The organism is Aminobacter sp. Piv2-1 (assembly GCF_037625995.1).
GTDB lineage: Bacteria > Pseudomonadota > Alphaproteobacteria > Rhizobiales > Rhizobiaceae > Aminobacter.
This window is the reverse complement of record NZ_JARKMU010000020.1, coordinates 1-23372: the sequence shown is the minus strand read 5'-3', so window position 1 is coordinate 23372 and position 23372 is coordinate 1. Positions and strand designations below refer to the sequence as shown.

Genomic DNA, 23372 nt, shown 5'->3' with positions numbered 1-23372 from the left:
CAGAACCATCGATGCCCTGTGGAAGGCCATCGGTGACATCTGCAATCTCTTCTCGCCAACAGAATGCAGAAACTACTTCAACGCCGCTGGATATGGACTCATATGAAAGTCCGTCGCTCTAGACTTTCCTGATTGATGCGACTGCCTCGAGGCGCAGGCCTACGCCGCGAAGCTCTGCGCTTCCCCACCGTAGTAGTTGATGTAGCGGGCGCCGATTTCCTTGACCGGCATGACGACGAAGATGTCGGTCGTGCCGAAATCGTGGTCGATGACGCAGCCGTCGCCGATCTTGGCGCCAACACGGAGATAGCCCTTGACCAGCGGCGGCATGGCGGCGATGGCCGACTTGGCGTTGACCGCCTCGATCGGCATCAGGTCCATCGGGCAATAGCGCCCGGCCACGGCGCGGACGTCCCAGTCGGCGCTGGTGCGGCAGTGATGGGCGAGATAGGTGAGCGCCTCGGCATGCGCCGCCGGCACCGTGCCATGGAACGAGGCACAGCCGGTCATGACGTCGATGTCGTAGCGGTTGAGATAGGTCCAGATCCCCTGCCACAGCGCCTCGATGGTGCGCTTGGAGCGGTACTCGGGCAGGACGCAGGAGCGGCCGAGCTCGAGGAAGCGCTGGCCGGGATGGCGGGCGATGAGCTTGTTGAGCTCGAATTCGTCGTCGGAATAGAAGCCGCCGGCTTTGGTGGCACGCTCCTGCCGCAGCAGGCGGTAGGTGCCGACTATGCGGCGGTGGTCCGGACCGGCAAGCGCGGTGTCGAACACCAGCAGATGGTCGCAGATGTCGTCGAAACGGTCGGCGTCGCGCCGGTCGATCGAATGCAGCGCCTGCTTCCTGGCGCCGAGTTCGTCGAAGAACACGCGGTAGCGCACTTCCTGGGCCGCGGCGATCTCCGATTCGTCCCGGGCGAGGCGAACCTCGAGCGTACCGATTCGGCCGAGCGGCATGCCCGGCACAATCGGTGCGGCCACCACCTTGGTGCCGTTGGCTTTCTGGGCGTCACTGTCCGGCAAAGCTGTATGCACGGGTGATTCTCCTTCGAGCCATCCCTCCTGGCGCGGGGATACGGTGTCGGTGCTACAGGATTGTGACAGTATCGTGATCGATCGGCGCGGGCAAGACTTGCGGTCTAGGATCATCGCCTAGCCGGCTAGGAAAATCAGTGGGATGGCTGCTATGCGGCGGCGCGCTGTTCGACCAGATCGATCAGCGTCTCGGGGTCGAGCGGCTTGGTGACGAAGCCGCTGGCACCGTGCGCCAGCACGGCGTGGCGGGTCTTTTCCTGGCTGTCGGCCGACAGCACCAGGATGGGAACGGCGCCGAGGCCATGCTGTTCCTCGTAGCGGCGGATTGCCGAAATCGCGTCCAGCCCGTCCATCACCGGCATGTGCATATCCATCAGCACCACGTCGTAGCGGCGGCTGCGCCCAGCCCCCGTGACCGCCTCGACCGCTGCCCTGCCGTTGTTGACGACATCGATTCGGTGCCCGGCCTTGGCGAGCGCGGCGCGGGCGAGCATGGCATTGATGTCGTTGTCCTCGGCGATGAGCACCGACAACCCCTGCGGCCGGTCCGTGCGCGACCGCGCAGCCGAGCGACGGCTGGCGGCTGGCGGCTGGCTCGTTACGCTGCCGCTGTTCGCAAGGAGCACGCGCAGCAGCGTCTCGCCGCGCACCGGGCGCGCCAGGAAGGTGGAGTAGCCGCTGGCGCGCAGTTCCCCGAGCAGGCCGCGATCCGTGGGGGCGATCAGCGTCACGGCTTCGCTGGCGGCGAAACCGGCCTCCCGCAACTGCCTGAGCACCCGCCCGTCCTTCTCCTCGATGGCGGCGTCGACCAGCAGCGCATCGCAGCCCTCGGCGAAGCTGGCCGCCTGTTCCGGAGTTCCGGCGACGTCGGCGCGGCCGCCATGGGCGCGGATCGTTTCGGCGATCGCGGCCGCCTCGGTCGCGTTCCGCGACAGGATGACGGCGCGATGCCCGGCAAGCGTGGCCTCGTTGGCCGACATGGAATCCGTGGCGCCGTAGGCGGGCAGTTCGAAAGCAAAGCGCGACCCTTCCCCGAGGTCGCTTTCGACAGTGATCGTCCCGCCCATCGAGGTCACCAGCCGTTTCGAGATGGCGAGGCCGAGGCCGGCGCCGCCATGCGAGCGGGTCGAGGTGCCGTCGGCCTGTTCGAATTCCTCGAAGACCCGCTCCATGTCCTCGGCACGCAGGCCGGGACCCGAGTCGATCACGGTGAAGCGGACATGGCCCGGGTGGGCGTCGCCGACGCGCTCGACCCGCAGCATGACGCCGCCGGCATCGGTGAACTTGATGGCATTGCCGATCAGGTTGAGCAGCACCTGGCGCACGCGTCCAGGGTCGGCGGTGATCATCTGCGGCACGGAAGGCGCGACATGGCAGCCGAGGCCGATGTTCTTGGCAAAGGCGCGGGAGGCCAGAAGCTCGATCACGTTGTCGGCGATCTCGCGCGGCGACATCGGCTGCGGTTCGGGGTCGAACCGCCCGGCCTCGATCTTGGAATAGTCGAGCAGGTCCTCGATCAGGGCCAGAAGCGCGCTGGCCGAGGTCGAGACCGCGCCGACATAGGTGCGCTGTTCGGGCGACAGTTCGGTGTCGAGCAGGAGCTTGGCCATGCCCATGATGCCGTTCATCGGCGTGCGGATTTCGTGGCTGACCGTGGCCAGGAAGCGCGACTTGGCCTGGCTCGCATATTCCGCCCGCTCGCGCGCATTGATGAGAGCGGTTTCGGCGCGCTTGCGGGCGGTGATGTCGCGCGCGATCGCCCGATGCGACACCGCGTCGGTGTCCTTGTCGCGCACCGACAACTCGATCCAGGAGAACCACCGGACGATGCCGTTGGAGCGTATGCCGACGTCAGTGGAACTCAGGCACTCGCCGGCGGCGAAGGCCGCGTCCGGGACGACGCCGACGTCGACGCCCAGTTCCGACAGCGTGCGGCCGGAAAGGTCGCGCTGATCCTCGCCGATGAGGTCCGCGAAGACCTTGTTGGCATAGGTGATGCGGCCATCCCTGTCGCGATGCACGACGAGATCGCCGAGCGCGTCGATGAGACCGCGGAAGCGTTCTTCGCTTTCCTGCAGTTCCCACATGCGGTCGGCGAGGGTCTCCATCTGCGCGCGGTTGCGGGAGGTGCTTTCGCTGATCGCGTTGGCGGTTTGCTCGCGCTCGCTGAGCCCGCGCGCCAGCAGCACCAGACCGGCGACGCCTGCAAGCAGGAGGCCGATGCTGACGAAGCCCGGTGCGCCGGTCAGATGGGCGAGGCCCGCGAGCACCAGGATCGCCACCAGCGTGGTGAAGTAGAGGCCGCGCGGGGGCTCCTTGGGAAGATCGGGCGCCAGCGGCGGCGGCGTGAGGAAATGCCGGCGCACGGGCGCATCGGCTGGTTGTCCTGCCGCGCCCTGTACCGTCTTGCCGTCGTTCAACCCGGAATCCGCCATCACGACGGAAGCCTAACGTTGAGAGTTTAGGGAAGGTTTGGACCGATCGGTCGCATTTTAACGGTCGCTGCGATTCGGCCCGAGGCGACCGCTACTGCACGTAGCTCTTGAAGATGTAGCCACGCTGGCCCTCGAAGACCACCTCGCACCATTGCGTGCAGGAGACCAGCTCGACGGCACTCTTCGCCGGGATGACGCGCATCACGGCGCCGCCCTTCTCCGGCTTTGCGCGCATGTTCACGGAACGCTTGATCGTAGCCTGCCGCGGGCCTTGCGCGGCATCGGCGTCGGTCTTCACCTCTGCCTCGATCGCCTTGACGGCGGCATTGCTCGCCGGGTTGGTTGTCGCTTTGGTGTCGGCCAGCGCAAGCGCGCCGGTTCCGGAGGGGTCCTTGGCGATGATCTTGTCGGCGCCCGGGATCTCCGGCATGGCCTCGAGCGGCTGCGTTGCGCCCGCCGCGACGACTGCCGCCCAGCGTGGATCGGCGGCCAGCGGCATGTCGGTGGCTTCGGCGGCGGCCGCGTCGGAGACGAGCAGCGACTGCGACGCCAGTCGGCCCTTGCGGCCGGTCGGTTCGGCGACGATGGCGGTGATCTTTTCCTTGACCTGGCTGGCGGCGACCTGCTGCGCCTCCTGCGCGGCATCGGCTGCGGACTGGCCCATGCGGGGCAGAAGGAAGAGCGCGGAAACGGCGGTCGCGCTCATCAGCACCGTCATGGCGATCACGCCGAGGATGAGGCCCCTGTTCGGGCAATTCTCGCGCCAGGAAACCGGCTCGGGCTTGGTGAACATCAATGCGGAGCGCGGCTGATTCGCGGCGCCCAACCTGAAGGGCATTTTCACAAGCAACTCTCCACTTAGGCCCCGTGCTCGAACTTCGAGCTCCCCCACCGCCATCTCATCCCGCAAGTCTTCGCTGCGTGGGCGAGAGACAGTTCAGCGACGCCTGAGGCTGCCGCTTGAAGCATCATGGTCACCGATTGTGGCAGACCTTGGGCTCGGGGGCTACCTTCCTGAATTTTTTGTTAAATGCCGAGCTGAATCTGTTTGCAATGACAATCGGAGGCCGGACCTTGCCCGAAAATGCCGGCCGGCGTCAATCGCCGGAGGCCGCCTCTTCGCCGCGCCCACGCCGCCAGGCCAGGAATTCGTCGAGCACGATGCAAGCCGCGCCGACGGAAATGAAGACGTCGGCAAGGTTGAAAACCGCGAAGGACCACACCGGCGTGTGGAAAAGGATGTAGTCGATGACGTGGCCGTAGACGGTGCGGTCGATGAGATTGCCCAGCGCCCCGCCGACGATCAGCGCGAAGCCGAGGCGCGACAGCGCCTGTGCCGGCGTCGTCCGGCTGGCCAGGAAGGCGACGAAGGCGACCACGGCGGCGGTCAGCACGATGAGGCCGGTGTCGCCGACATTGGAGAACATCGAGAAGGCGATGCCGGTGTTGTAGGTGCGGAAGAGCGCCAGGAAAGGCAGCACGTCGACCTTCTCCTGCATGATCAGGTTGGCCTCGACGAGGACCTTGATCCACTGGTCGAGCGCGATCGCCAGAACCGTCACCAATCCGTAAGTCGCGGCTGACTTCACGCGGAGGACTCCTAAAGCTTCAGCGCGGCGCGCCGGATTTCGTACAGCATGACGGCGGTGGCGACCGCCAGGTTGAGCGAATCGGCGCGGCCGGCCTGGGGAATGCGCAGCAGCCTGTCGCAGGCGCCGGCCAGGTTGTCGGGCAGGCCCTGCTGTTCGTTGCCCATCATGAGCAGCACGGGCCGGGTGCCGAAATCGACCGAGCGATAGTCGACGGCGCCCTGGAGATGGGTACCGGCGACGATGCCGGCAAAGCCCTTGCGCCATTCGAGGAAGGCGTCCGGATGGGTCCTGGCGACCGGCACGGCGAAGATCGAGCCCATCGTGGCGCGCACGGTCTCGAGCGAGAACGGATCGGTGGTGTCGCCGACGAGGATGACGCCCTTGGCCCCGACTGCATCGACGGTGCGGATGACGGTGCCGAGATTGCCGGGGTCGCGCACCCGGTCGAGCGCCACCCAGACGTCGCCGTCCTTCGGGCGGATGTCCTTGAGCGGCACGAAGCGCTGGCCGAACACGCCCACCACCGCCTGCGGGTTGTCGCGGCGGGTGATGGCGGTCAGCACCTTCTCCGAAACCTCGAGAACGTCGCCGCCGGCGGCGACGGTGCGGGCGGCGATCTTCTCCACCGCCGGATTGCCGAGAGCCGACTTGGCGAAGATCAGCGTCTTGATCGTCCAGCCGAGATCGAGCGCGTCGATGACGAGCTTCAGCCCCTCGGCGATGAAGGCATTCTGCTGGTCGCGGAATTTCTTCAGCGCCAGCGCCTTGATGTCCTTGACCAGCGGGTTGGCGAGGCTGGTGACTTCCTTGACACGGCCGGGCGCCCCGGTGCGGTGTTCGCTCATTTGGCCACCCAGCGCGAGAAGAGGGATGTCGAAAGCGCCCGTCCGGCCGATTTCTCGCGGATGACGAGCTCGCCCGATTCGATCGTGCCGCCCATGCCGGCGAAGGTGTCGCGCATCAGGGCATGGATGGCGAAGAACGAGGCGCGGATCGAATAGGCGGTCAGCACCACGGCCAGCGGCTTCGGCGTCAGGATCGAGCGGCAGATGTCGGTCATGGCCGGCAGGCTCTCGAACAGCTGCCAGACCTCGCCCTTGGGGCCGCGGCCATAGGCCGGCGGGTCGAACAGGATGATGTCGTAGCGGCTGCCGCGGCGCTCCTCGCGCTCGACGAACTTCATCGCGTCCTCGCAGATCCAGCGGATCGGCTTGTTGGCGAGGCCGGCCATTTCCTGGTTCTCGCGGGCCCAGCCGATGGCCTTTTTCGAGGCGTCGACATGGGTGACCTCGGCGCCGGCGCGGGCGGCGACCAGCGAGGCGAGGCCGGTGTAGCCGAACAGGTTGAGCACCTTGACCGGGCGCCTGGCGTTCTCGATCAGGCCGGCCATGTGGTCCCAGTGCGTCGCCTGCTCGGGGAAGACGCCGACATGGCGGAACGAGGTGAAGCGGCCCTGGTAGGAGAGCCCGTCATGGCGCATCGGCCAGGTCTCGCCGAGCGGCGCCTTCGGAAAGCGCCAGCGGCCCATGCCTTCCTCGTCGGTGTCGCCGGTGAAGACGGCGTCGACGCGTTCCCACTCCTTTGCGGGCAGCGCGCGCTGCCAGATCGCCTGGCCCTCGGGGCGGACGATGCGGTAGGGGCCGTATTGCTCGAGCTTCTGGCCGTCGCCGCTGTCGAGCAGGGCGTAGTCGTCGTTGGGCGCGACCTCGAGGATCAGCGGCAGGCGTTCGGCCGGCAGCGCGCCGTCGCGGCGCGTAAGCTTGCGCGGTTCGCTCCTTGCCTCGACAGGCTGTTCCTGGCGCGGGGCAGGGCGCTGTTCGGGCTTGCGCTCCGGCTGGCGTTCGCCGTGACCGCGCGCCGGCGCGGGCGCTGCGCCGCCCTTGCGGGGCGGTTGCGGGCGGCTGTCGCGGCGTTTGTCACGCGGGTGTTTCAAGGAACGCTGTCTCCGGGCGGTTGGCCGCTTTTGGCACAGGCCACAGTCCGCCGCAACCGGACGGGCCGTCGCGGGGGAGGCGGCGGGATCGCGGCGCCGGAGTCTCAACGGCCCGGTGCTAGCGTAGCACCCCCACCCCTGACCCCTCCCCACAGGGGGAGGAGGACGTTGCTGCACAGCCGCGTGCCCCAATCGCCATAGGCGCAGAACTGTTCGCGATGTCTTCGCACACCTGTTCGCGATGTCCCCGGTCCAAACAGTGGGGAGGGGTCAGGGGTGGGGGTATGGGACCGCCCAAACCTTCAAACAATGACATGTGACCAGCCGCACAGCGGTGAGAGGGGCGGTAGACCTTCCGGCCGCAGCCGCTCCGGCCTATCGTGCCCCGACAAACCCGTCCGAGAATCATGTCGCGCTCCGAACGCCTGCTCGACCTCATCCAGATCCTGCGCCGCCACCGCCGGCCGGTGAGCGGACTTGTGCTCGCAGGCGAGCTGGACGTGTCGATCCGCACGCTCTATCGCGACATCGCCACCTTGCAGGGGCAGGGCGCGCCGATCGAGGGCGAACCCGGGCTCGGCTACGTTCTCAAGCCCGGCTTCATGCTGCCGCCGCTGATGTTCACCGACGAGGAGATCGAGGCGATCGTGCTCGGCTCGCGCTGGGTCGCCAAGCAGCCCGACGCGCGGCTTTCGGCCGCCGCGACCGACGCGTTGGCGAAGATCGCCGCCGTGCTGCCGGACGACCTGCGCGACGAACTCGACGCGACGGCGCTGCTGGTCGGGCCGAGCGAGGCGGCGAGCCGCGAAAGCGTCGACCTCGGCGTCATCCGCAAGGCGATCCGGGCCGAACGCAAGCTGGAGATGACCTATGAGGATGCCTCAGGCGCGCGTTCGTGGCGCACCGTCTGGCCCTTTGCACTCGGATTCTTCGACAAGGTCCGGGTGATGGCGGCGTGGTGCGAGATGCGGCAGGATTTCCGCCACTTCCGTGCCGACCGCATCTCTGACCTCGCCGCCACCGAGCAGCGCTACCCGCGCCGGCGCGCCGCGATGCTGAAGGAGTGGCGGGCGACGCTCGACACCTCGAGGAAGCTTTGAACGCCGCTGCCAGAATCTGACAGTGGTCTCGTCTACGGTTCTCCTCGTCCCAAGCAAGGAGAACAGCGATGCGCAGCCCCAATTTCATCATCCTCTATGTCGACAGCCCCGAGGCGAGCAGCGCGTTCTACGCCAAGCTGCTCGGCCGCCAGCCGGTCGAATCCTCGCCGACCTTCGTTCTGTTCGTGCTCGACGGCGGCTTCAAGCTCGGCCTGTGGTCGCGCCATACCGTCCAGCCGGCGGCTGCGGCGGGAGGCGGCGGGGCCGAGATCGTCCTGGCACTGGAGACGTCCGGTCAGGTCGACGCAACCCATTCCGACTGGGCCGGGCGCGGCATCGAGATGGCGCAGGCGCCGGCCGACATGGATTTCGGCCGCACCTTCGTCGCGCTCGACCCCGACGGCCATCGGCTGCGCGTCTATTGCCTCGACGAAGCGGTGGTGTCGTCATGAGCACATCGATGATCAGCGGCTACTGGCTGGCCGTTGCCTCGGCCGAGCATGTCCGCGTCGGCCGTTCCGCCGGCTTCATGCAGGTCTGCCACGGCAAGGCCGGCCCGCTGCGCCGGATCGGCGCCGGCGACGGCGTGGTCTATTACTCGCCGTCAAACGGCTTCGGCGTGAAGGACGGGCTGAAGTCCTTCACGGCAATCGGCCGGGTGCGCGCGGGCGATCCCTACCGCTTCGACATGGGCGGCGGCTTCGTACCGTTTCGCAGGGATGTCGACTGGGCCGTGGCGCGGGAAGTGCCCGTTGGTGCGCTCGCCGGCCAGCTCGACTTCACCGCCGTTCCCAACTGGGGCTACCAGCTGCGCTTCGGGCTCTGTCCGCTCGGCGAGCGCGACTTCCGGCTGGTCGCGGAGGCCATGGGCGCCGAAGTCGATCTCAGGCTTTCGGCTTGAGGGCGCCATAGACGGCAATGCCGGCGGCGAGGTCCTCGAGGGCGGCACCCACCGACTTGAACAGGGTGATCTCGTCCGCCGACTGGCGGCCGGACTTCTGGTTCCGGGCGAGCTCGTGCAGGTCGGCGACGATGGCGTCGGCCTCGAGCACGCCGGACGCGATCGGCTGGACGATGTCGCCGGCCTCCTTGGTGGCGCCGGCGCGGGTGTCGACATAGACGCGGGCCTTGGAAATGGCGTCGTCGTCGGCCTCGCGCATGCCGGGCGTGAAGCCGCCGACGAGATCGACATGGGCGCCGGGCCTGAGCCTGGCGCCCTTGACCAGCGGCACGGTGGAGATCGTGCCGGCGGTGACGATGTCGGCCCAGGCGAGTTCGGCGTCGAGATCAGACACTGCCTTGGCGTCGAAGCCTTCGCTCCTGAGCGACGCGGCCAGCGTCTCGGCATTGGCAGCCGTCCGGTTCCATATACGGATTTCCTTGATCGGCCGCACCGCGGCATGCGCCCGCGCCAGGAACTGGCACTGTGCGCCGGCGCCGATGACCAGCAGCTTCGAGGCGTCGTCGCGGGCGAGATAGCTGGCGGCGAGCGCCGAGGCGCAGGCCGTGCGCCACTGGGTCAGGCGCGGCCCGTCCATCAGCGCCTGCGGTTCGCCGGTGACGCCGTCGAGCAGAAGATAGAGGCCGACCACCGCCGGCTTGGCGATGGTGTTGTTGTCGGGCGAGACGGTAACGATCTTGACGCCGATATGGCCACCGGCCGCGGCGGGCGCCTTGAAGTCGGTCCAGGCCGGCATCAGCAGCAGCGTCGAATCCGTGCCCTGCGCCCGCTCGATCGTGTGGTGGTGGCGCACCGGCTGCACCGCGCCCTCGCGGAAGGCCTTGCGCAGGGTCTCGACCAGGCCGGAAAAGCTCAGCGCCCGGTCGATGTCGCCGGCCGAAAACTGCAGCATGAGATCCTCCCTGAGAGATGCGGCGCCGGACCGGTCAGTTGGGGCGCGGCAGGGCCGGGCCTTGCGGTGCCGGGGCGGGACGCTGGGCGGCCTGGCGCAGGCTCTCGGCCTCGAGGCCGCGCTGGCGGGCGACCTTGCGGTAGCGGCCCTGCTTGAACCAGGTGACGGCGCTGCCGATGACGATACCCGCGGCAAGCGCCAGGAAGAGCAGCACGAACAGCGGCGCCTGGATGGTGAGGGCCGGATTGCCCGGGTTGAACGGATCGAGCGTGAAGGGCGTGGCCATCCGGTTGGCGACGGCGAGCGCGATCAGCACGATCGCCAGTGGCACCAGGACCACGATGAGCATGAAGCGGTTGAACATTTATCTTCCCGTTTGAAACCCGCGCCGCCCACCCCGAAGGGTCACTTGCTGTCGTTGAGCCGCTCGCGCAGTTCCTTGCCGGTCTTGAAGAACGGCACCCACTTCTCCTCGACCTCGACGGATTCGCCGGTGCGCGGGTTGCGCCCGGTGCGGGCCGGGCGGTTCTTGACCGAAAACGCGCCGAAGCCGCGCAGCTCGACGCGATTGCCCTCGGCCAGGGCATCGGTGATCTCGTCGAATATGGCGCTGACGATGTTCTCCACGTCCCGCAGGAACAGGTGCGGGTTGCGGGTGGCGATGATTTGCACCAGTTCGGACTTGATCATGTGCGCGGTCCCCGTAATGCCGATGATTTTATTTGTTTTTCAGTTGCCTAAGGCAGCTTTTTCAGCCTGCCAGAGGGACAGCATACCGTCAAGGAACAAGCGGTCGGCGCCCATCTCCCTAAACAGCTCGGCCGAGAAGTCGCCCATGCCCAACGCGCGGCCGAGGGCTTTGGCCAGCGAGGTCGGCAGGAAGAAGCTGCTGGTGTCCTTCGGCTTCCATTCCACCACCTCGAGCTTGGCGTCGACGCCCTTGGTGCCTAGCCAGGCGACGGCCTGGTCTTCGCCGCCCACCTCGTCGATCAGCTTCCTGGCAAGCGCCTGGCGGCCGGTGAAGACGGAGCCGTCGGCGAGCGCGGTGGCCTCGGCCTTGGACATGGCGCGGCGCTCGGCGACGATGCCGACGAACCAGTCGTAGCTGTCGAGGATCATGCTGCGCATCATCGCCCGCTCGGGCTCGGTCGTCGGGTTGAACGGGGAAGGCTCGGCCTTCAGCGGCGAGGACTTGATCTCCTCGAGCTTGACGCCGAGCTTGTCCATCATGCCGGTGAGGTCGGGAAACTGCACGAGCACGCCGATCGAGCCGACGATCGAGGACTTGCGCGCCACGATGTGGTCGGCGCCAGACGCGATCATGTAGCCGGCGGATGCCGCCAGCGTGCCGACCTGCGCCACGACCGGCTTCTCGGCGGCGAGCTTGCGCACGGCGTCGAAGATCGCCTCGCCGCCGGCGGTGGTGCCGCCGGGCGAATCGATGGACAGGATGACGCCCTTGACCGACGCGGACTGGCGGATCTTGTCGAGGCGTTCGAGCAGGTCCTCGTCCTCGGTGATGGTGCCTTCGATCTTGACCTTGGCGATGTGGGGCGTAGCGACGCCCGGAATCGTCTCTCCCGCCAACCAGGTCGAAATGCCGACGATGGCCAGCGCAGCGATGGCGAGGGTGGCGACGCGCCAGAAGGTCAGCTTGCGCCGCATCCGGCGGCGGTCGATCAGATCGTCGGCTCTCGTGGTCATGAAACGCCTCGCGTGCTTGCAGGCCTGCGCTTTTAAAGCAAGGCTCGTGCGAGAGCCACCGCTTTCCTGACGCAGGTGCCGTTGCGGGAGCTTGGTTTTTTCAGCTAAATAGCCATATTCGGGGGTGTAATTCGGCTGGCGCTGCGCGGGAGGCGTGCGCACGGCCGTAACTCCTTGACCGAATGGTCATATTTTCGTGGCTTTCATCCGCTTGACGGTGCCGCACCAAGGCACGGGCTGTTCGAAGAAGGACATTGACGTTGGCGCGACCAATCGAGACGAGCGGCGGCGGGAGCAGCGTTGCTGCGCAGACCGCGGTCGCGCTGGCGGCTTCGCGTTCCGATGCGTTCGACCGTGCCGCCCGCCATTCCCGGCGCGTGAGGTTCCTCAAGCGCGCGCTGCCGCTGGCCGGACTCCTGCTCGCGGCGGCATTCGGCGGCTATGCCTATCTGATGGCGCCGCCGTCGCTGCAGGTAAAGGCCGAGGGCGCCGCCTTCTCGGAAGGCAAGCTGGTGATGGCCAAGCCCCAGTTGAGCGGCTTCACCAAGGCCAACCTGCCCTATTCGATGACGGCTGACCGCGCGGTTCAGGATCCGGCCAACCAGAACGTGGTCGAGCTCCTGGGGATCGACGCGAGCCTGCCGATCACGGCCGACAACATCGCCAAGGTCGATGCGGGGCGCGGCGTCTACGACAGGGACGGCAACACGCTCAACCTGTCGGAAAAGGTGACGGTGGCTACCAGCGACGGGATGGTAGCCAGGCTCAAATCGGCGTATCTGGACATGGGCAGCGGCCAGATGAGGACGACCGAACCTGTGGAGATCAGTCTTGACGGTTCGCGGATCACGTCCGATTCGATGTCGATGCTCGACAACGGCAAGGTCGTCGTCTTCGAGAAGCGGGTGCGCGTGGACATCGATCCGGCGCGGATGAAGGCGGCGCAGAATGGCAGCGGAGGCGGGAGTGCGGCGAATTGATAACTGGCGGCCCTTGGCCGCGCTGGCGGGCATCGGCCTGGCGCTGGGCGCCAGCGGTGCTTTCGCCCAGGATAGCCAGAGCAGGCTCTCCGGGCTGAAGCTGTCCGGGGACCAGCCGATTCAGATCGAGAGCGACAAGCTCGAGGTCCGCGAATCGGAGAACCTTGCGATCTTCACCGGCAATGTGAGCGTGACCCAGGGCCCGACGGTGATGAAGTCGGGCAAGATGATCGTCTACTACGTCAAGGACGGCAAGGGCTCGGCGGCAACCGGCTCGGCCAACATCGACCGCCTCGAGGTCGACAACAAGGTCTACGTCAAGTCCGACAAGCAGGTCGCCACCGGCGACCGCGGCACCTTCGACATGAAGACCGAGGTGCTGGTGCTGTCGGGCAGCGAAGTTGTCCTGTCCGAAGGCGACAACGTGCTGGTCGGCTGCAAGCTGACGGTGCAGATGAAGTCGGGACTTGCCCAGGTCGACGGCTGCAACAAGGGCACCAAGAGCAATGGTCGCGTCATGATGTCGATCACGCCGGGTTCGCAGAAGAAGTAATGGCTGACGCATCCTCGCTGTTGTCGCGTCTGACGCCTGGCCTGGCGCGCAAGCAGCCGGCCGCGCCGGCGATTTCGAGCAGCGCCAAGAACGGCAGGTTCAAGGGCACGCTGATCGCCAAGGGGCTTACCAAGAGCTACAAGGGCAGGCAGGTGGTCAGCGGCGTGACGCTGGGGGTGCGCGCCGGCGAGGCCGTCGGGCTGCTCGGCCCCAACGGCGCCGGCAAGACGACCTGCTTCTACATGGTCACCGGCCTGGTGCCGGTCGACCACGGCACGATCGAGATCGACGGCTTCGACGTGACCGCGATGCCGATGTATCGCCGCGCCCGCCTCGGCATCGGCTACCTGCCGCAGGAGGCGTCGATCTTCCGTGGCCTGACCGTCGAGAACAACATCCGGGCCATCCTCGAAGTGGTCGAGAAGAGCCGCAAGGAGCGCGAGATGGCTCTCGATTCGCTGCTCGAGGAATTCCACATCAGCCACTTGCGCAAGTCGCCGGCGATCGCGCTGTCCGGCGGCGAGCGGCGGCGCCTCGAGATCGCCCGCGCGCTTGCCAGCCGGCCGAACTACATGCTGCTCGACGAACCTTTCGCCGGTATCGACCCGATCGCGGTGGCCGACATCCAGCAGCTTGTGCGCCACCTGACCCAGCGCGGCATCGGCGTGCTCATCACCGACCACAACGTGCGAGAGACGCTTGGCCTGATCGACCGCGCCTACATCATCCATGCCGGCGAGGTGCTGACGCATGGCCGCGCCGACGAAGTGGTGGCCAACCCTGACGTGCGCCGCCTCTATCTCGGCGAAGGCTTCACGCTCTGATCTCAAAACGTGGCTTCGCCCTGTGGTGGAGCCGCGCCAGCTTTGCGACCCTGCGGTGAAAAGCGCGCGTTCGGCCCGCCGAAAGGCCAATCTGCTTGACAAGCAAAAGCCGGGCCAGTTTGAATCCCGGCGATGGTCGCGCGGTTCCGCGACCGCTGCGTGAAGGGTGAGCAGAGACCTCGGGATGGCGCTGTCGGCGAAATTGCAGCTTAGGCAGTCGCAGTCCCTGGTGATGACGCCGCAACTGATGCAGTCGATCAGGCTGCTTCAGTTCACCCACACCGAACTCGAGCGCTTCATCGACGAGGAGATCGAGCGCAATCCGCTGCTGGAACGGGCGGAGGTGCCCGACGATTCGGCAGGCGAGCAGTTCCCGAAGATCGAGACCGCCGCCGAGGCCGCTTCGTCCCAAGGGGACGACTGGTTCGAGGCGGAAGCCGGATGGACCTCCGAGGCCATCTCCGAGAAGCTCGACACCTCGCTCGAAAACCTGTTTCCGGATGATCCGGGTGCGGTCGAGCGCGTCGGGCCGGATCTCGCCATGCAGTGGAAATCGGCTGCGACCGGCGGCTTAGGCGTCGGGTCCCAGGGCTTCGACATGGAGGACATGGCGGCGGCCGCCGTGACGCTCAGGGATCATGTCGGCGAGCAGATCGCCTTCGGCTTTTCCGACCCTGTCGAACGGCTGGTGGCCGCCGAACTGGCCGACTGGCTTGACGATACGGGCTATTTTCGCGGCGAGCCGTCGGAGATCGCCGTGAGACTCGGCGTCGAGGATGCCCTGGTGCTCAAGGTGCTGGCCGCCTGCCAGGGGCTGGACCCGGCTGGCCTGTTCGCCCGCGATCTCGCCGAGTGCCTGCGCATCCAACTCGCCCGCCGCGACCGGCTCGATCCGGCCATGGCCGCGCTGGTCGACAATCTGGAGCTTCTGGCCCGGCGCGACTTCCAGAGCCTGAAGCGCCTCTGCGGGGTCGACGAGGAGGATCTCCTGGCCATGCTGGGCGAGATTCGCGCGCTCGATCCGCGGCCGGGCGGCGCTTTTGCCGGCGGGGCGGCAGACACGATCGTGCCGGACGTCGAGGTGCGCCAGGCGGCCGACGGCAGCTGGATGGTGGAACTCAATCCCGAAACGCTGCCGCGCGTCCTGGTCGACCAGGTCTACTTCGCGCAGGTGACCGCGCGCACCAAGGATGCGGCCGAACGCAGCTTCCTCGCCGAATGCCTGCAGAGCGCCAACTGGCTCACCCGCAGCCTCGACCAGCGCGCCAGGACCATCCTCAAGGTGGCCTCCGAGATCGTTCGCCAGCAGGACGCCTTCCTGGTGCACGGCGTGCGCCACCTCAGGCCGCTCAACCTGCGCGCCGTGGCGGACGCCATCGGCATGCACGAATCGACCGTCAGCCGCGTCACCGCCAACAAATACATGCTGACCCCACGCGGCGTGTTCGAACTGCGCTATTTCTTCACTGCGGCGATCGCCTCGGCCGAAGGCGGCGATGCGCACTCCTCCGAAGCCGTGCGCGACCGCATCCGCAAGATGATCGAGGACGAGGATCCCGCCCTGGTTCTCTCCGATGACGCCATCGTCGACATCCTGAAGAAGGACGGCGTCGATATCGCGCGGCGCACCGTGGCCAAGTATCGCGAGGGCATGAACATCGCCTCGTCGGTGCAGCGGCGGCGCGAGAAGCGGGCGATGGCAAGCGCCGGCAAGTGAGCTCCCCGTGCCGGTTCCGCTGGCTTGTCGGGGCCTTGATTGACAATCCCTAATGAAGTGTCTAGAAGCCCGCCCGCATGAGGCGGGGCCGGCCCGCCAGCAAGATTGCGGCGCCGCCAGGCCTTGCAGGAACGGGCAGGTTGTGGGCCGTTTTGGCAGTTGGTGGGCAGCCGGGCGTTCGGACTTAAAAACGGTGTGCCATGCGAGCCAACGCTTGTTTGCATCGACCACGGGTATAAACTCGGATGAGTTTGAAGTCTGAACAGAAAAGGTCAGTTTTCAGATGAGCCTGCGCATTTCGGGAAAACACATGGACATCGGCGATGCGTTTCGCACACGCATCCAGGACCGCATCGGCGAAGCGATCGGCAAGTATTTCGATCGCGGCTTCTCCGGACACGTGAACGTGATGAAGTCCGGGTCGCGCTACACCGCTGACTGCATGGTGAGGCTCGATTCCGGCATGTCGCTGCAGGCGACCGGAGACGCACAGGAACCGGTAGCCGCGTTCGACGCGGCCGCCGACAAGCTCGAGACCCGCTTGCGGCGCTACAAGCGCCGCCTGAAGTCGCACGCTTCCGGCAGCGGCAACGGCGCCCTGACCGACGTTGCCTATTCGGTGGTGGCGCCCCTCGCCGACGACGACGAGGAAGTGCCCAGCGATTTCGCGCCTGCCATCGTCGCCGAATCGACGATGGTCCTGAAGACGATGTCGGTGGCTTCCGCGGTCATCGAGCTCGACACCAAGGACAGCCCTGTCGTGGTGTTCCGCAATGCTCGCAACGAGCATCTCAACATCGTCTATCGCCGGCCGGACGGAAACATCGGCTGGATAGATCCCTCGACCGCAAAGGTCGCCCAGGGATAGTCGCCACCGTCCGCATGCGGGGCAAACGGGCAATGCGGCGGTGTGCAGAGCAAGGGATATTTCAGAATGGATCTGAGTGATCTGATCGAGGTACCGGCGATCATGCCGGCCTTGAAGGCGAACTCGAAGAAGCAGCTCTTGCAACTTCTCGCCGAACGGGCCGCATCGATCTCCGGCATCCCCGAGCGGGAGGTGTTCGACACCATACTCCAGCGCGAACGGCTGGGGTCGACCGGTGTCGGCAACGGCATCGCCATCCCGCATGGAAAGATCGCCGGCGTGAAGCGCATCACCGGCGTCTTCGCGAGACTCGAAACTCCGGTCGATTTCGAGGCGCTGGACGACCAGCCGGTCGACCTCGTCTTCCTGCTCCTGGCGCCCGAAGGGGCGGGCGCCGATCATCTCAAGGCGCTGTCGCGCATCGCCCGCGTGCTGCGCGACGCGGACACCGTCGCCAAGGTCCGCGGCACGCGCGACGCGGCCGCCATCCACGCGCTGTTGTCGGAAGCGCCGGCGTCGCACGCGGCCTGATCGGATTGTCGGGAAAAAAGTTCGGAGGGGCCGCCCAGTGCGGCCCTTTTCATTTCGTCGGCAGCAAGGTCAGTGGATCGCGACCGTGGTCAGGTCGTTTTCCATCGCCCCCGCAAGCGCGCGGTCGCGCGCATCCGACAGCAGGATCGGTTCGCCGGTGGCGGCAAACAGCGCCCACAACTCGAGGCCGGGAGCGATCTCCGCCATGCCGGGGAAGCGGCCGCGCAATTCGTCGCTGGTCACTTTCCGGAGATAGGCGACCGAACCTTCGCCGAGATGGGCGAGTTCGCCCGCGGTGAGGATCTGCTTGTGGACAGCATTGGGCATTTTCAGCCTCCTTCTAGCCAGGACGCCATGATGGCCGCCCTGCATCAGAGCTTCGGCAACCTTTAGTCTGCTACCGATATGTTTATTTTCCGTACCAGCCGTTCGGCTTCCGGTCGGTCGAGATCGATCGAAAGCAGACCGTTCTTCAGTTCCGCCGCCGTCACCCGCATGCCGTCGGCAAGCACGAAGCAGCGCTGGAACTGCCGCGATGCGATGCCGCGGTGCAGGTATTCGCGTTCCCTGTCGTCGCTCTGGCGGCCCCGCACGATGAGCTGGTTCTCCTCGACGGTGACGTCGAGGTCGATCTCGGCGAAACCGGCGACGGCCAGCACGATCCGCAGCTTCTCGCCACGGCCCTCGGCATCCCTGATGCGTTCGATGTTGTAGGGAGGGTAGCTGTCGCCCGTCTTGGCCAGGCGCTCCAGCGTCTTTTCCATCGTATCGAAGCCCAGCAGCAGCGGGCTCGAAAAGGGCGTCATGCGGCTCATGTTACAGCTTGTCCTCCAAGAGCGACATAATGCGGAAAAACCCAAGTGGCATTTCTCCGCCTGTTGCTGATATGGTCCGCCGCTTCGGCAACTTCAAGACTGCAAAAAACTGCCCAACAAGGAAAGAAAATGCCCGAACCGCGCAAGATCATCATCGACACCGACCCCGGTCAGGACGATGCCGTCGCCATTTTGCTGGCGCTCGGAAGCCCCGAGCTCGAAATTCTCGGCATTACTGCCGTAGCCGGAAACGTTCCGCTGAAGTTGACTGAAAAGAACGCCCGCAAGATCTGCGAACTGGCCGGCCGTCCCGACATCAAGGTCTTCTCAGGCGCCATCCGCCCGATGGTGCGTGAACTGGTCACCGCCGAGGAAGTGCACGGCAAGACCGGCCTCAACGGCCCCGAACTGCCCGAGCCGACGATGAAGCTCCAGGAGCAGCACGCGGTCGACTTCCTGGTCGAGACGCTGATGCGCGAGGAGGCGGGCACCGTCACGCTCTGCCCGCTCGGCCCGCTGACCAACGTCGCGCTCGCTTTGATCCGAGAGCCCAGGATCGCGCCGCGCATCAAGGAAATCGTGCTGATGGGCGGCGGCTTCTTCGAAGGCGGCAACGTCACACCCTCGGCCGAGTTCAACATCTATGTCGACCCGCAGGCCGCCGACGTGGTCCTCCGCTCGGGCGTGCCGATCGTGATGATGCCGCTCGACGTCACCCACAAGGCGCTGACCACCACCAGGCGTATCGATGCGTTTCGCGCGCTCGGCACCCGCGTCGGCACCGCAACGGCCCAGATGCTCGAGTTCTTCGAGCGCTACGACGAGGGCAAGTACGGCACCGACGGCGGCCCGCTGCATGATCCGTGCGTCATTGCTTACCTTCTCAAGCCGGAGCTCTTCCAGGGCCGCCTCTGCAACGTCACCGTCGAGGTCGCCTCGGAGCTGACGATGGGCATGACGGTGGTCGACTGGTGGGGCGTCACCAAGCGCGCGAAGAACGCCACCGTCATGCGCGACATCGACCACGATGGCTTCTTCGCGTTGCTGGTCGAGCGCCTCGGCCGTCTGTGAGACGGACCGGCGCAGCGGCGCCGGATGCGGAAACGAAGAGGGCGGCGCGAGCCGCCCTTTTGCTTTTGGACTATTTGGCCCGCGAGAAGGCGAGCCAGATGCCGCCGCCGATGAGGAAGCTGCCGCTGATACGCGACATCAGCTGGACGCGACGCGCGGACAGCAGCTTGCCGGCGCGGCCGGCGACGAGCGCGTAGGCCGAATCCGAGGCCGCCGCGAACAGCATCGCGGTGGCGCCCATCACCACGATCTGCAACGCGTAGTCGCCCTGGGCGTCGATGAACTGCGGGAAGAAGGCGCCGAAGAAGATCAGCGTCTTCGGATTGCTGATGGCAACCAGGAGGCCCTGCAGGAAGAAGCCGCCGCGGGGTTTCCTGGCGGACCCGTCTGCGGCCAGCTTTCCGCTGGAGCGGAACATCTGGATGCCGAGCCAGATCAGATAGGCGGCGCCCAGCAGGCGTACCCATTCGAACCAGTGGCCCATCGTCTCGATTGCCGAGGTCAGGCCGATGCCGACGATGGCGATCATGATGGCGAGGCCGGCCTGCGTGCCCAGCACGTTGGCCAGCCCGGCGCGGGTGCCGTGGCGCATACTGGAGGCGATGATCAGGGTGACCGTCGGGCCTGGCACCAGCACGATGACGATGCAGGCAAGGACATAGGCGACGTAGAGTTCCAGCGACATGGCCACTCCTCCGATGGGTCGCCATGACTAAGCACGCCGCGCCGCCGCGTGTCCAGACGCCGCCTGGCTCAATCCTTGATTGCGTCGTCCACCTCGGCGGCCAGCGGAATCGACGGCTGGGCGCCGGGCTTGAGGCAGGCGAGCGAGCCCGCCGCCGCGGCACGCCGCAGCGCCTCCTTGAGATCGAGCTTGGCGGCCAGGCCCGCGGCGAGATAGCCGCAGAAAGTGTCGCCGGCGCCCACCGTGTCGACCGGCTTGATATTGAGCGCATCGACATGGACGAGGTCGTCGCCGGTGGTAGCCAGCACGCCGTCGCCGCCGAGCGTGACGATCACGGTCGCCCCGGTGCGGCGGGCGAACGCGCGCATGCGCTCCTGCCTTTCGCCGGCGGGCAGGCCGAGGGCTTCGGCATAGAGGTCGAATTCGGTCTCGTTGGCGATGACATAGTTGGCCTTGCCGACGAAGCCTGCCGCCTCGGCACGGAAGGGGGCGGTGTTGAGCAGGGTCACCGCACCGGCCTGGCGCGCGGTGTCGAGCGCCGCGTCCACCGTCGACAGAGGGATCTCGTGCTGGAGCAGCACGACGTCGCCCTTCCTGAACTGCGCCTTGGCGAGGTCTCCCGGCACGACCGTGCCGTTGGCCCCCGGGACCACCGCGATCATGTTCTCGCCGTCGGCGCCGACGAGGATCAGCGCGATGCCGGTGGCCGCGTGCATCTCGGCCACGCCCGACAGGTCGACGCCGCCATCCCTGAGATAGGCGATCGCCTCGCCCGCGAACGCATCCTTGCCCACGGCACCCACCATGCGCACCTGGGCGCCCGCGCGCGCGGCGGCGAGCGCCTGGTTGGCGCCCTTGCCGCCGGGGGCAGACTTGAATTCGGATCCGGGGACGGTTTCGCCGGGACCCGGCAGCCGGTTGACTGTGGCGATGAGATCGAGATTGATGGACCCGACGACGGTGATCACGGCGCTCTCCTGCTGGACAGCGGAAGCTATAGCGCCTCCTGCGGGCTTTTCCAGATGGTGTGGCTCATTCGCAGCGCACCGTCACCTCGGCCTGGTAGGCACCGGCGGGGAAGATGCCGGTCGACTTCGTCGCCGCAAGGTCCACGGTCACGGTCTTGGTCCCGTTCGGCAGGCGGGTGACGATGCCGCCGGCGCGGGTCACGCCGTCGACGGTGTAGGTGCTGCTGAAGCTGACATTGGCGTCGCCGCCGCTCGGAGCGGAGAGGAAGCTGGCCGGCGCCGGCGCCGAAAGGCCGTAGCAATCGAGCAGGTTGAGGATCGTGCACAGGAGCGAGCTGGTGGTGACGCTGACCGACGCCGCCGAGCCGCCCGACTGGGTCGAGGCGAGCGTGGAGATCGCCGGGTTGGCTATGATCGTGCCGGGCTGTTGCACCACGATGGTGCAGGTGCCGATGATGGCCGCTGAGGCCCGCAGGCCGGTTCCGAGCAGCGCCGCGGCGGCGAGCGCCGCAAGCCGGAACGACATCATCGGGCGCTGCCGCATGGTCCGGCCGCCTATTTCTGCTTGCTGCCGTCGGTCCAGCCGGTATCGGCCCAGCCGGATTTTGCGGCGATCGCGCCGGTCGTCTCGCCTTGTCCGCTCAGCCCCATCTTCAGCAGCTTGAGTTCCAGCTGCAGCCGGGCCACCTCGAGTTCATAGAGCTTCGCGCAATCCAGGCGCTTGGGCGTGCGGCCGATCGGTATGACGACGCGTCCGTAGGTGGCGAGGTCGTTGTTGGACCGGTTGTTGCCCTGGATCACGCCGACGTCGAGATACGCACCCGATCCCGAGACGGCCGAGCGGCAGGTGGTGCCGTCGGCGGCGCGGACCTCGTCCTGGCCCTGCGGCAGGGTCACGCCCGGCAGCGTGAAGCCGGTCTGGTTCTGGTTGAAGTTGTAGGTTTCCTCGGCCAGTGCCGTGCCGGGCAGGGCGAAGAGGGCAAGGGTCAGGAGCGTCGCTGTCCGAGGAATTTCCCGCATATCTGTGCCCTTATCTGCGTTTGCTCGCCGGGGAATGGGACGCTTTCGGTACAGATACGCACTTTACGCTCGGAGGCGCCGTCGAACGGGATGACGACGAGGACGGGTCTCGATGCTTCGGATCCCAGCATGAAGCTGTTTGGCGCGACTTCGGCCTTCACCGGCTGGAAGTCCTGGTCGTAGACGCGGACGTCGATCCGGATCTTGTGGCCGTAGGGATTGGATGGATAGACGCGGACGGCGAAGGCGTCGGTGAAGCTGCTCACTTCGCCGCGCATCGGCGACATCGACTGTCCTTGCGCTACAGGGCTCGCCAGTGCCGCGGCGACCAGGGGAAGAAGGAATATGGATCTCATGCCGTCCCTCCCGTCGTGGCCTATTCGCAACGCAGGACCACGGTGGCCTGGTAGGCCCCGCTGGTGAAGCTATTCGCCCCGCTCTTGGTGCCGGTCAGATGCACCGAAACGGTGGACAGCCCCGGTATCGTGAGGGGGGTCGACGAGCCGGTCTCGCTGATCGCGTGGGCGCCTGCCGACGAATAGGTGGGGGTCCAGGTCGTCGGCGTCGTATCGCCCGCAGGCACGGTCGGCGAGGCGACCGCGTCCACACTCAGCGTCACGCCCCCGGTGGTCGCGAGCGCCACCGATCCGGGTGACCCGCCGGCGTTGTGCGAGCTCATCGACTGAAGCCCGGCGCTGACGGTCATCGTGCCGTTGCTGTTGATGACGAGCGTGCAGGTGGCCGTGACGTTGCCGTTGAAGATGACGCCCTGCGTCGCCGCAACGGATGCTTGCGTCATGCCGGCCAATGCAACGAGGCCGACAGCTTGCCAGCAGTATCTCATTCGCCACCCCCTAGAGGCTCAGAGTCCGCATTCTCTGGAGTGACGGTGCTCCTCTATGGTTAATTTCCTATTAATTGGTGTGGGTTTGCAAAATTTCGGTCTCATACATCGTAGTTGTAATGCAGATGGTTGCAGCATTCAGGAAAATATTGTCCTGCGTTGTTTGCGTATATTTTGAGATTTTTGTGTAAAGGCCGGCTGTGAGGTCATCGGCGCCGATTGGTCGCGCAAGAAAGTTCAAAACTCAATGAAAGGAAAATTTTGAGGGACAAGTATCGATTGCATGGACGTCGGCGCCAAAATAGCAGCGAACCCGTTACAGATGCAGGTGCGTCCCTGATTTCAATGCGAATGTTGGTCGAAATCCGGCATATCGACTGGGCAATAGGAGAGGCCACTAGCCCGGGAACGCTGCCGCGGAAACAACCGTCGCGTGCGAAGGTGCGCCATCGGTTGTCGGGATATGAACGGCGTCGGGGCGCCGGCGGTCAGACCGGCGCCCCGGTGTTTCGGATTCACCCAGCCACTGCGACTCCAGGCTCAGGCATGGCCCGCCTGCGCGCTCGGAGGCTTGGCCTCCGAGCGTCCTGCATTGCATAGGCCCGGAGCGGCAGTTGTCGAGTTGCGACTAATCCTTGTTCTGTCCGGGAGGCGAGTCGGGGGCATTGTTGTGTGCGCCCGAGTTTCCGGGGTCGGAGTCGCCGTGTTCGCCGTCGGCACCTTCGCCGCCGTTACCGGCGCCCGAGTTGGGGTGATGGCCGCCGCCGCCGCCACCGCCGCCGCCGCCACCACCGCCGCCGCCACCGCCGCCGCCGCCGCCGCCGCCGCCGCCACCGCCGCCGCC

At 66.5% G+C, this 23372-nt stretch carries 29 protein-coding genes and 1 pseudogene; 11 read left to right on the top strand and 19 right to left on the bottom strand.

All coding sequences use genetic code 11. The annotated features are described in order from the left end of the window. Window positions 1–106 (top strand): annotated as a pseudogene (locus tag AmiPiv_RS24590) (IS630 family transposase); the annotation flags it as partial. Window positions 107–159: 53 nt separating this feature from the next. Here the strand turns inward: AmiPiv_RS24590 and AmiPiv_RS24585 are convergent. The 6 genes from AmiPiv_RS24585 to AmiPiv_RS24560 form a co-directional block, all read right to left on the bottom strand. Then, on the bottom strand, window positions 160–957 hold the full coding sequence (locus AmiPiv_RS24585; RefSeq protein WP_340041825.1) for a GNAT family N-acetyltransferase: 798 nt from the start codon (window positions 955–957) through the stop codon (window positions 160–162). Between the two features lie 227 nt (window positions 958–1184). Continuing rightward, window positions 1185–3473, bottom strand: coding sequence for an ATP-binding protein (locus tag AmiPiv_RS24580; protein WP_445206995.1), 2289 nt, complete (start codon window positions 3471–3473; stop codon window positions 1185–1187). Window positions 3474–3561: 88 nt separating this feature from the next. Beyond that, window positions 3562–4308: an SH3 domain-containing protein gene (locus AmiPiv_RS24575; RefSeq protein ID WP_340041821.1), complete on the bottom strand. Its 747-nt coding sequence runs from the start codon at window positions 4306–4308 to the stop codon at window positions 3562–3564. Between the two features lie 259 nt (window positions 4309–4567). Further along, the gene (lspA, locus tag AmiPiv_RS24570) at window positions 4568–5059 is read right to left on the bottom strand and encodes a signal peptidase II (RefSeq protein WP_340041817.1); all 492 of its coding nucleotides are present in this window, start codon (window positions 5057–5059) and stop codon (window positions 4568–4570) included. 11 nt (window positions 5060–5070) lie between these two features. After that, complete coding sequence (locus tag AmiPiv_RS24565; RefSeq protein WP_340041815.1) at window positions 5071–5907, bottom strand: TrmH family RNA methyltransferase; 837 nt, start codon at window positions 5905–5907, stop codon at window positions 5071–5073. Continuing rightward, a complete protein-coding gene (locus tag AmiPiv_RS24560) occupies window positions 5904–6995 on the bottom strand; it encodes a class I SAM-dependent rRNA methyltransferase (RefSeq protein ID WP_340041813.1) in 1092 nt (363 codons plus the stop codon). The genes AmiPiv_RS24565 and AmiPiv_RS24560 overlap by 4 nt, the downstream gene beginning before the upstream one ends. Before the next feature lie 407 nt (window positions 6996–7402). Between AmiPiv_RS24560 and AmiPiv_RS24555 the strand changes: the two genes are divergently transcribed. The 3 genes from AmiPiv_RS24555 (at window position 7403) to AmiPiv_RS24545 (ending at window position 8996) form a co-directional block, all read left to right on the top strand. Beyond that, window positions 7403–8095: a helix-turn-helix transcriptional regulator gene (locus AmiPiv_RS24555; RefSeq protein ID WP_340041811.1), complete on the top strand. Its 693-nt coding sequence runs from the start codon at window positions 7403–7405 to the stop codon at window positions 8093–8095. A gap of 68 nt (window positions 8096–8163) precedes the next feature. Next, window positions 8164–8547, top strand: coding sequence for a VOC family protein (locus AmiPiv_RS24550; protein ID WP_340041809.1), 384 nt, complete (start codon window positions 8164–8166; stop codon window positions 8545–8547). Next, entirely contained in the window at window positions 8544–8996 is a 453-nt protein-coding gene (locus AmiPiv_RS24545) for an EVE domain-containing protein (RefSeq protein WP_340041807.1), read from the top strand. The genes AmiPiv_RS24550 and AmiPiv_RS24545 overlap by 4 nt, the downstream gene beginning before the upstream one ends. Here the strand turns inward: AmiPiv_RS24545 and AmiPiv_RS24540 are convergent. The 4 genes from AmiPiv_RS24540 to sppA are packed head-to-tail and all read right to left on the bottom strand — an operon-like array spanning window position 8980 to window position 11652. After that, window positions 8980–9948: an ornithine cyclodeaminase family protein gene (locus AmiPiv_RS24540; protein WP_340041805.1), complete on the bottom strand. Its 969-nt coding sequence runs from the start codon at window positions 9946–9948 to the stop codon at window positions 8980–8982. The genes AmiPiv_RS24545 and AmiPiv_RS24540 overlap by 17 nt on opposite strands. Before the next feature lie 34 nt (window positions 9949–9982). After that, complete coding sequence (locus AmiPiv_RS24535) at window positions 9983–10312, bottom strand: DUF1049 domain-containing protein (RefSeq protein WP_340041803.1); 330 nt, start codon at window positions 10310–10312, stop codon at window positions 9983–9985. A gap of 41 nt (window positions 10313–10353) precedes the next feature. Beyond that, window positions 10354–10638 carry an integration host factor subunit beta gene (locus AmiPiv_RS24530; protein ID WP_340041801.1) on the bottom strand — a complete coding sequence of 95 codons (285 nt, stop codon included), beginning with the start codon at window positions 10636–10638 and terminating at the stop codon, window positions 10354–10356. A gap of 39 nt (window positions 10639–10677) precedes the next feature. Further along, on the bottom strand, window positions 10678–11652 hold the full coding sequence (sppA, locus tag AmiPiv_RS24525; RefSeq protein WP_340041799.1) for a signal peptide peptidase SppA: 975 nt from the start codon (window positions 11650–11652) through the stop codon (window positions 10678–10680). A gap of 260 nt (window positions 11653–11912) precedes the next feature. On the opposite strand from sppA, the gene lptC reads away from it, so the two are divergent. From lptC to ptsN, 6 genes are all read left to right on the top strand, one after another. Then, the gene (gene lptC, locus AmiPiv_RS24520) at window positions 11913–12632 is read left to right on the top strand and encodes an LPS export ABC transporter periplasmic protein LptC (protein WP_340041797.1); all 720 of its coding nucleotides are present in this window, start codon (window positions 11913–11915) and stop codon (window positions 12630–12632) included. Continuing rightward, window positions 12619–13185: an LptA/OstA family protein gene (locus AmiPiv_RS24515; protein WP_340041795.1), complete on the top strand. Its 567-nt coding sequence runs from the start codon at window positions 12619–12621 to the stop codon at window positions 13183–13185. The genes lptC and AmiPiv_RS24515 overlap by 14 nt, the downstream gene beginning before the upstream one ends. After that, window positions 13185–14009, top strand: a complete 825-nt coding sequence (gene lptB, locus AmiPiv_RS24510) for an LPS export ABC transporter ATP-binding protein (protein WP_340041793.1) — start codon at window positions 13185–13187, stop codon at window positions 14007–14009. The genes AmiPiv_RS24515 and lptB overlap by 1 nt, the downstream gene beginning before the upstream one ends. A 184-nt stretch (window positions 14010–14193) precedes the next feature. Continuing rightward, the gene (gene rpoN / locus AmiPiv_RS24505; RefSeq protein WP_340041819.1) at window positions 14194–15726 is read left to right on the top strand and encodes an RNA polymerase factor sigma-54; all 1533 of its coding nucleotides are present in this window, start codon (window positions 14194–14196) and stop codon (window positions 15724–15726) included. Between the two features lie 283 nt (window positions 15727–16009). After that, a complete protein-coding gene (gene hpf / locus AmiPiv_RS24500; RefSeq protein ID WP_340041791.1) occupies window positions 16010–16594 on the top strand; it encodes a ribosome hibernation-promoting factor, HPF/YfiA family in 585 nt (194 codons plus the stop codon). 66 nt (window positions 16595–16660) lie between these two features. Continuing rightward, a complete protein-coding gene (gene ptsN, locus AmiPiv_RS24495) occupies window positions 16661–17125 on the top strand; it encodes a PTS IIA-like nitrogen regulatory protein PtsN (RefSeq protein WP_340041789.1) in 465 nt (154 codons plus the stop codon). A gap of 69 nt (window positions 17126–17194) precedes the next feature. Here the strand turns inward: ptsN and AmiPiv_RS24490 are convergent, their stop codons facing one another. Continuing rightward, window positions 17195–17452: a DUF1150 family protein gene (locus AmiPiv_RS24490; RefSeq protein WP_340041787.1), complete on the bottom strand. Its 258-nt coding sequence runs from the start codon at window positions 17450–17452 to the stop codon at window positions 17195–17197. A 62-nt stretch (window positions 17453–17514) separates the two neighbouring features. After that, entirely contained in the window at window positions 17515–17940 is a 426-nt protein-coding gene (locus tag AmiPiv_RS24485; RefSeq protein ID WP_340041785.1) for an Hsp20 family protein, read from the bottom strand. A gap of 129 nt (window positions 17941–18069) precedes the next feature. On the opposite strand from AmiPiv_RS24485, the gene AmiPiv_RS24480 reads away from it, so the two are divergent. Further along, entirely contained in the window at window positions 18070–19011 is a 942-nt protein-coding gene (locus AmiPiv_RS24480; protein ID WP_340041783.1) for a nucleoside hydrolase, read from the top strand. A 70-nt stretch (window positions 19012–19081) separates the two neighbouring features. On the opposite strand, the gene AmiPiv_RS24475 is transcribed toward AmiPiv_RS24480, so the two are convergent. The 7 genes from AmiPiv_RS24475 to AmiPiv_RS24445 form a co-directional block, all read right to left on the bottom strand. After that, window positions 19082–19696: a LysE family translocator gene (locus tag AmiPiv_RS24475; RefSeq protein WP_340041781.1), complete on the bottom strand. Its 615-nt coding sequence runs from the start codon at window positions 19694–19696 to the stop codon at window positions 19082–19084. Window positions 19697–19764: 68 nt separating this feature from the next. Beyond that, window positions 19765–20664: a ribokinase gene (locus tag AmiPiv_RS24470; protein ID WP_340041779.1), complete on the bottom strand. Its 900-nt coding sequence runs from the start codon at window positions 20662–20664 to the stop codon at window positions 19765–19767. Window positions 20665–20728: 64 nt separating this feature from the next. After that, the gene (locus AmiPiv_RS24465; protein ID WP_340041777.1) at window positions 20729–21208 is read right to left on the bottom strand and encodes a hypothetical protein; all 480 of its coding nucleotides are present in this window, start codon (window positions 21206–21208) and stop codon (window positions 20729–20731) included. Between the two features lie 11 nt (window positions 21209–21219). Then, window positions 21220–21684, bottom strand: coding sequence for a hypothetical protein (locus AmiPiv_RS24460; protein ID WP_340041775.1), 465 nt, complete (start codon window positions 21682–21684; stop codon window positions 21220–21222). Next, window positions 21651–22040: a hypothetical protein gene (locus AmiPiv_RS24455; RefSeq protein WP_340041773.1), complete on the bottom strand. Its 390-nt coding sequence runs from the start codon at window positions 22038–22040 to the stop codon at window positions 21651–21653. The genes AmiPiv_RS24460 and AmiPiv_RS24455 overlap by 34 nt, the downstream gene beginning before the upstream one ends. A gap of 20 nt (window positions 22041–22060) precedes the next feature. Next, entirely contained in the window at window positions 22061–22528 is a 468-nt protein-coding gene (locus tag AmiPiv_RS24450; protein WP_340041772.1) for a hypothetical protein, read from the bottom strand. 628 nt (window positions 22529–23156) lie between these two features. Then, window positions 23157–23372: hypothetical protein (locus AmiPiv_RS24445; RefSeq protein ID WP_340041770.1), on the bottom strand; the 216-nt coding region annotated here is incomplete at its 5' end.

Bases quoted from the DNA above. Each gene is read 5' to 3' on its own strand.
- AmiPiv_RS24475 (WP_340041781.1), bottom strand. From the start codon at position 19,696: ATGTCGCTGGAACTCTACGTCGCCTATGTCCTTGCCTGCATCGTCATC.
- AmiPiv_RS24545 (WP_340041807.1), top strand. From the start codon at position 8,544: ATGAGCACATCGATGATCAGCGGCTACTGGCTGGCCGTTGCCTCGGCC.
- AmiPiv_RS24450 (WP_340041772.1), bottom strand. From the start codon at position 22,528: ATGAGATACTGCTGGCAAGCTGTCGGCCTCGTTGCATTGGCCGGCATG.
- AmiPiv_RS24465 (WP_340041777.1), bottom strand. From the start codon at position 21,208: ATGCGGCAGCGCCCGATGATGTCGTTCCGGCTTGCGGCGCTCGCCGCC.
- AmiPiv_RS24485 (WP_340041785.1), bottom strand. From the start codon at position 17,940: ATGAGCCGCATGACGCCCTTTTCGAGCCCGCTGCTGCTGGGCTTCGAT.
- ptsN (WP_340041789.1), top strand. From the start codon at position 16,661: ATGGATCTGAGTGATCTGATCGAGGTACCGGCGATCATGCCGGCCTTG.
- AmiPiv_RS24535 (WP_340041803.1), bottom strand. From the start codon at position 10,312: ATGTTCAACCGCTTCATGCTCATCGTGGTCCTGGTGCCACTGGCGATC.
- AmiPiv_RS24540 (WP_340041805.1), bottom strand. From the start codon at position 9,948: ATGCTGCAGTTTTCGGCCGGCGACATCGACCGGGCGCTGAGCTTTTCC.
- AmiPiv_RS24575 (WP_340041821.1), bottom strand. From the start codon at position 4,308: ATGCCCTTCAGGTTGGGCGCCGCGAATCAGCCGCGCTCCGCATTGATG.
- AmiPiv_RS24550 (WP_340041809.1), top strand. From the start codon at position 8,164: ATGCGCAGCCCCAATTTCATCATCCTCTATGTCGACAGCCCCGAGGCG.
- AmiPiv_RS24490 (WP_340041787.1), bottom strand. From the start codon at position 17,452: ATGCCCAATGCTGTCCACAAGCAGATCCTCACCGCGGGCGAACTCGCC.
- hpf (WP_340041791.1), top strand. From the start codon at position 16,010: ATGAGCCTGCGCATTTCGGGAAAACACATGGACATCGGCGATGCGTTT.
- lptB (WP_340041793.1), top strand. From the start codon at position 13,185: ATGGCTGACGCATCCTCGCTGTTGTCGCGTCTGACGCCTGGCCTGGCG.
- AmiPiv_RS24460 (WP_340041775.1), bottom strand. From the start codon at position 21,684: ATGCGGGAAATTCCTCGGACAGCGACGCTCCTGACCCTTGCCCTCTTC.
- sppA (WP_340041799.1), bottom strand. From the start codon at position 11,652: ATGACCACGAGAGCCGACGATCTGATCGACCGCCGCCGGATGCGGCGC.
- AmiPiv_RS24555 (WP_340041811.1), top strand. From the start codon at position 7,403: ATGTCGCGCTCCGAACGCCTGCTCGACCTCATCCAGATCCTGCGCCGC.
- AmiPiv_RS24455 (WP_340041773.1), bottom strand. From the start codon at position 22,040: ATGAGATCCATATTCCTTCTTCCCCTGGTCGCCGCGGCACTGGCGAGC.
- AmiPiv_RS24585 (WP_340041825.1), bottom strand. From the start codon at position 957: ATGCCGCTCGGCCGAATCGGTACGCTCGAGGTTCGCCTCGCCCGGGAC.
- AmiPiv_RS24480 (WP_340041783.1), top strand. From the start codon at position 18,070: ATGCCCGAACCGCGCAAGATCATCATCGACACCGACCCCGGTCAGGAC.
- rpoN (WP_340041819.1), top strand. From the start codon at position 14,194: ATGGCGCTGTCGGCGAAATTGCAGCTTAGGCAGTCGCAGTCCCTGGTG.
- AmiPiv_RS24530 (WP_340041801.1), bottom strand. From the start codon at position 10,638: ATGATCAAGTCCGAACTGGTGCAAATCATCGCCACCCGCAACCCGCAC.
- AmiPiv_RS24565 (WP_340041815.1), bottom strand. From the start codon at position 5,907: ATGAGCGAACACCGCACCGGGGCGCCCGGCCGTGTCAAGGAAGTCACC.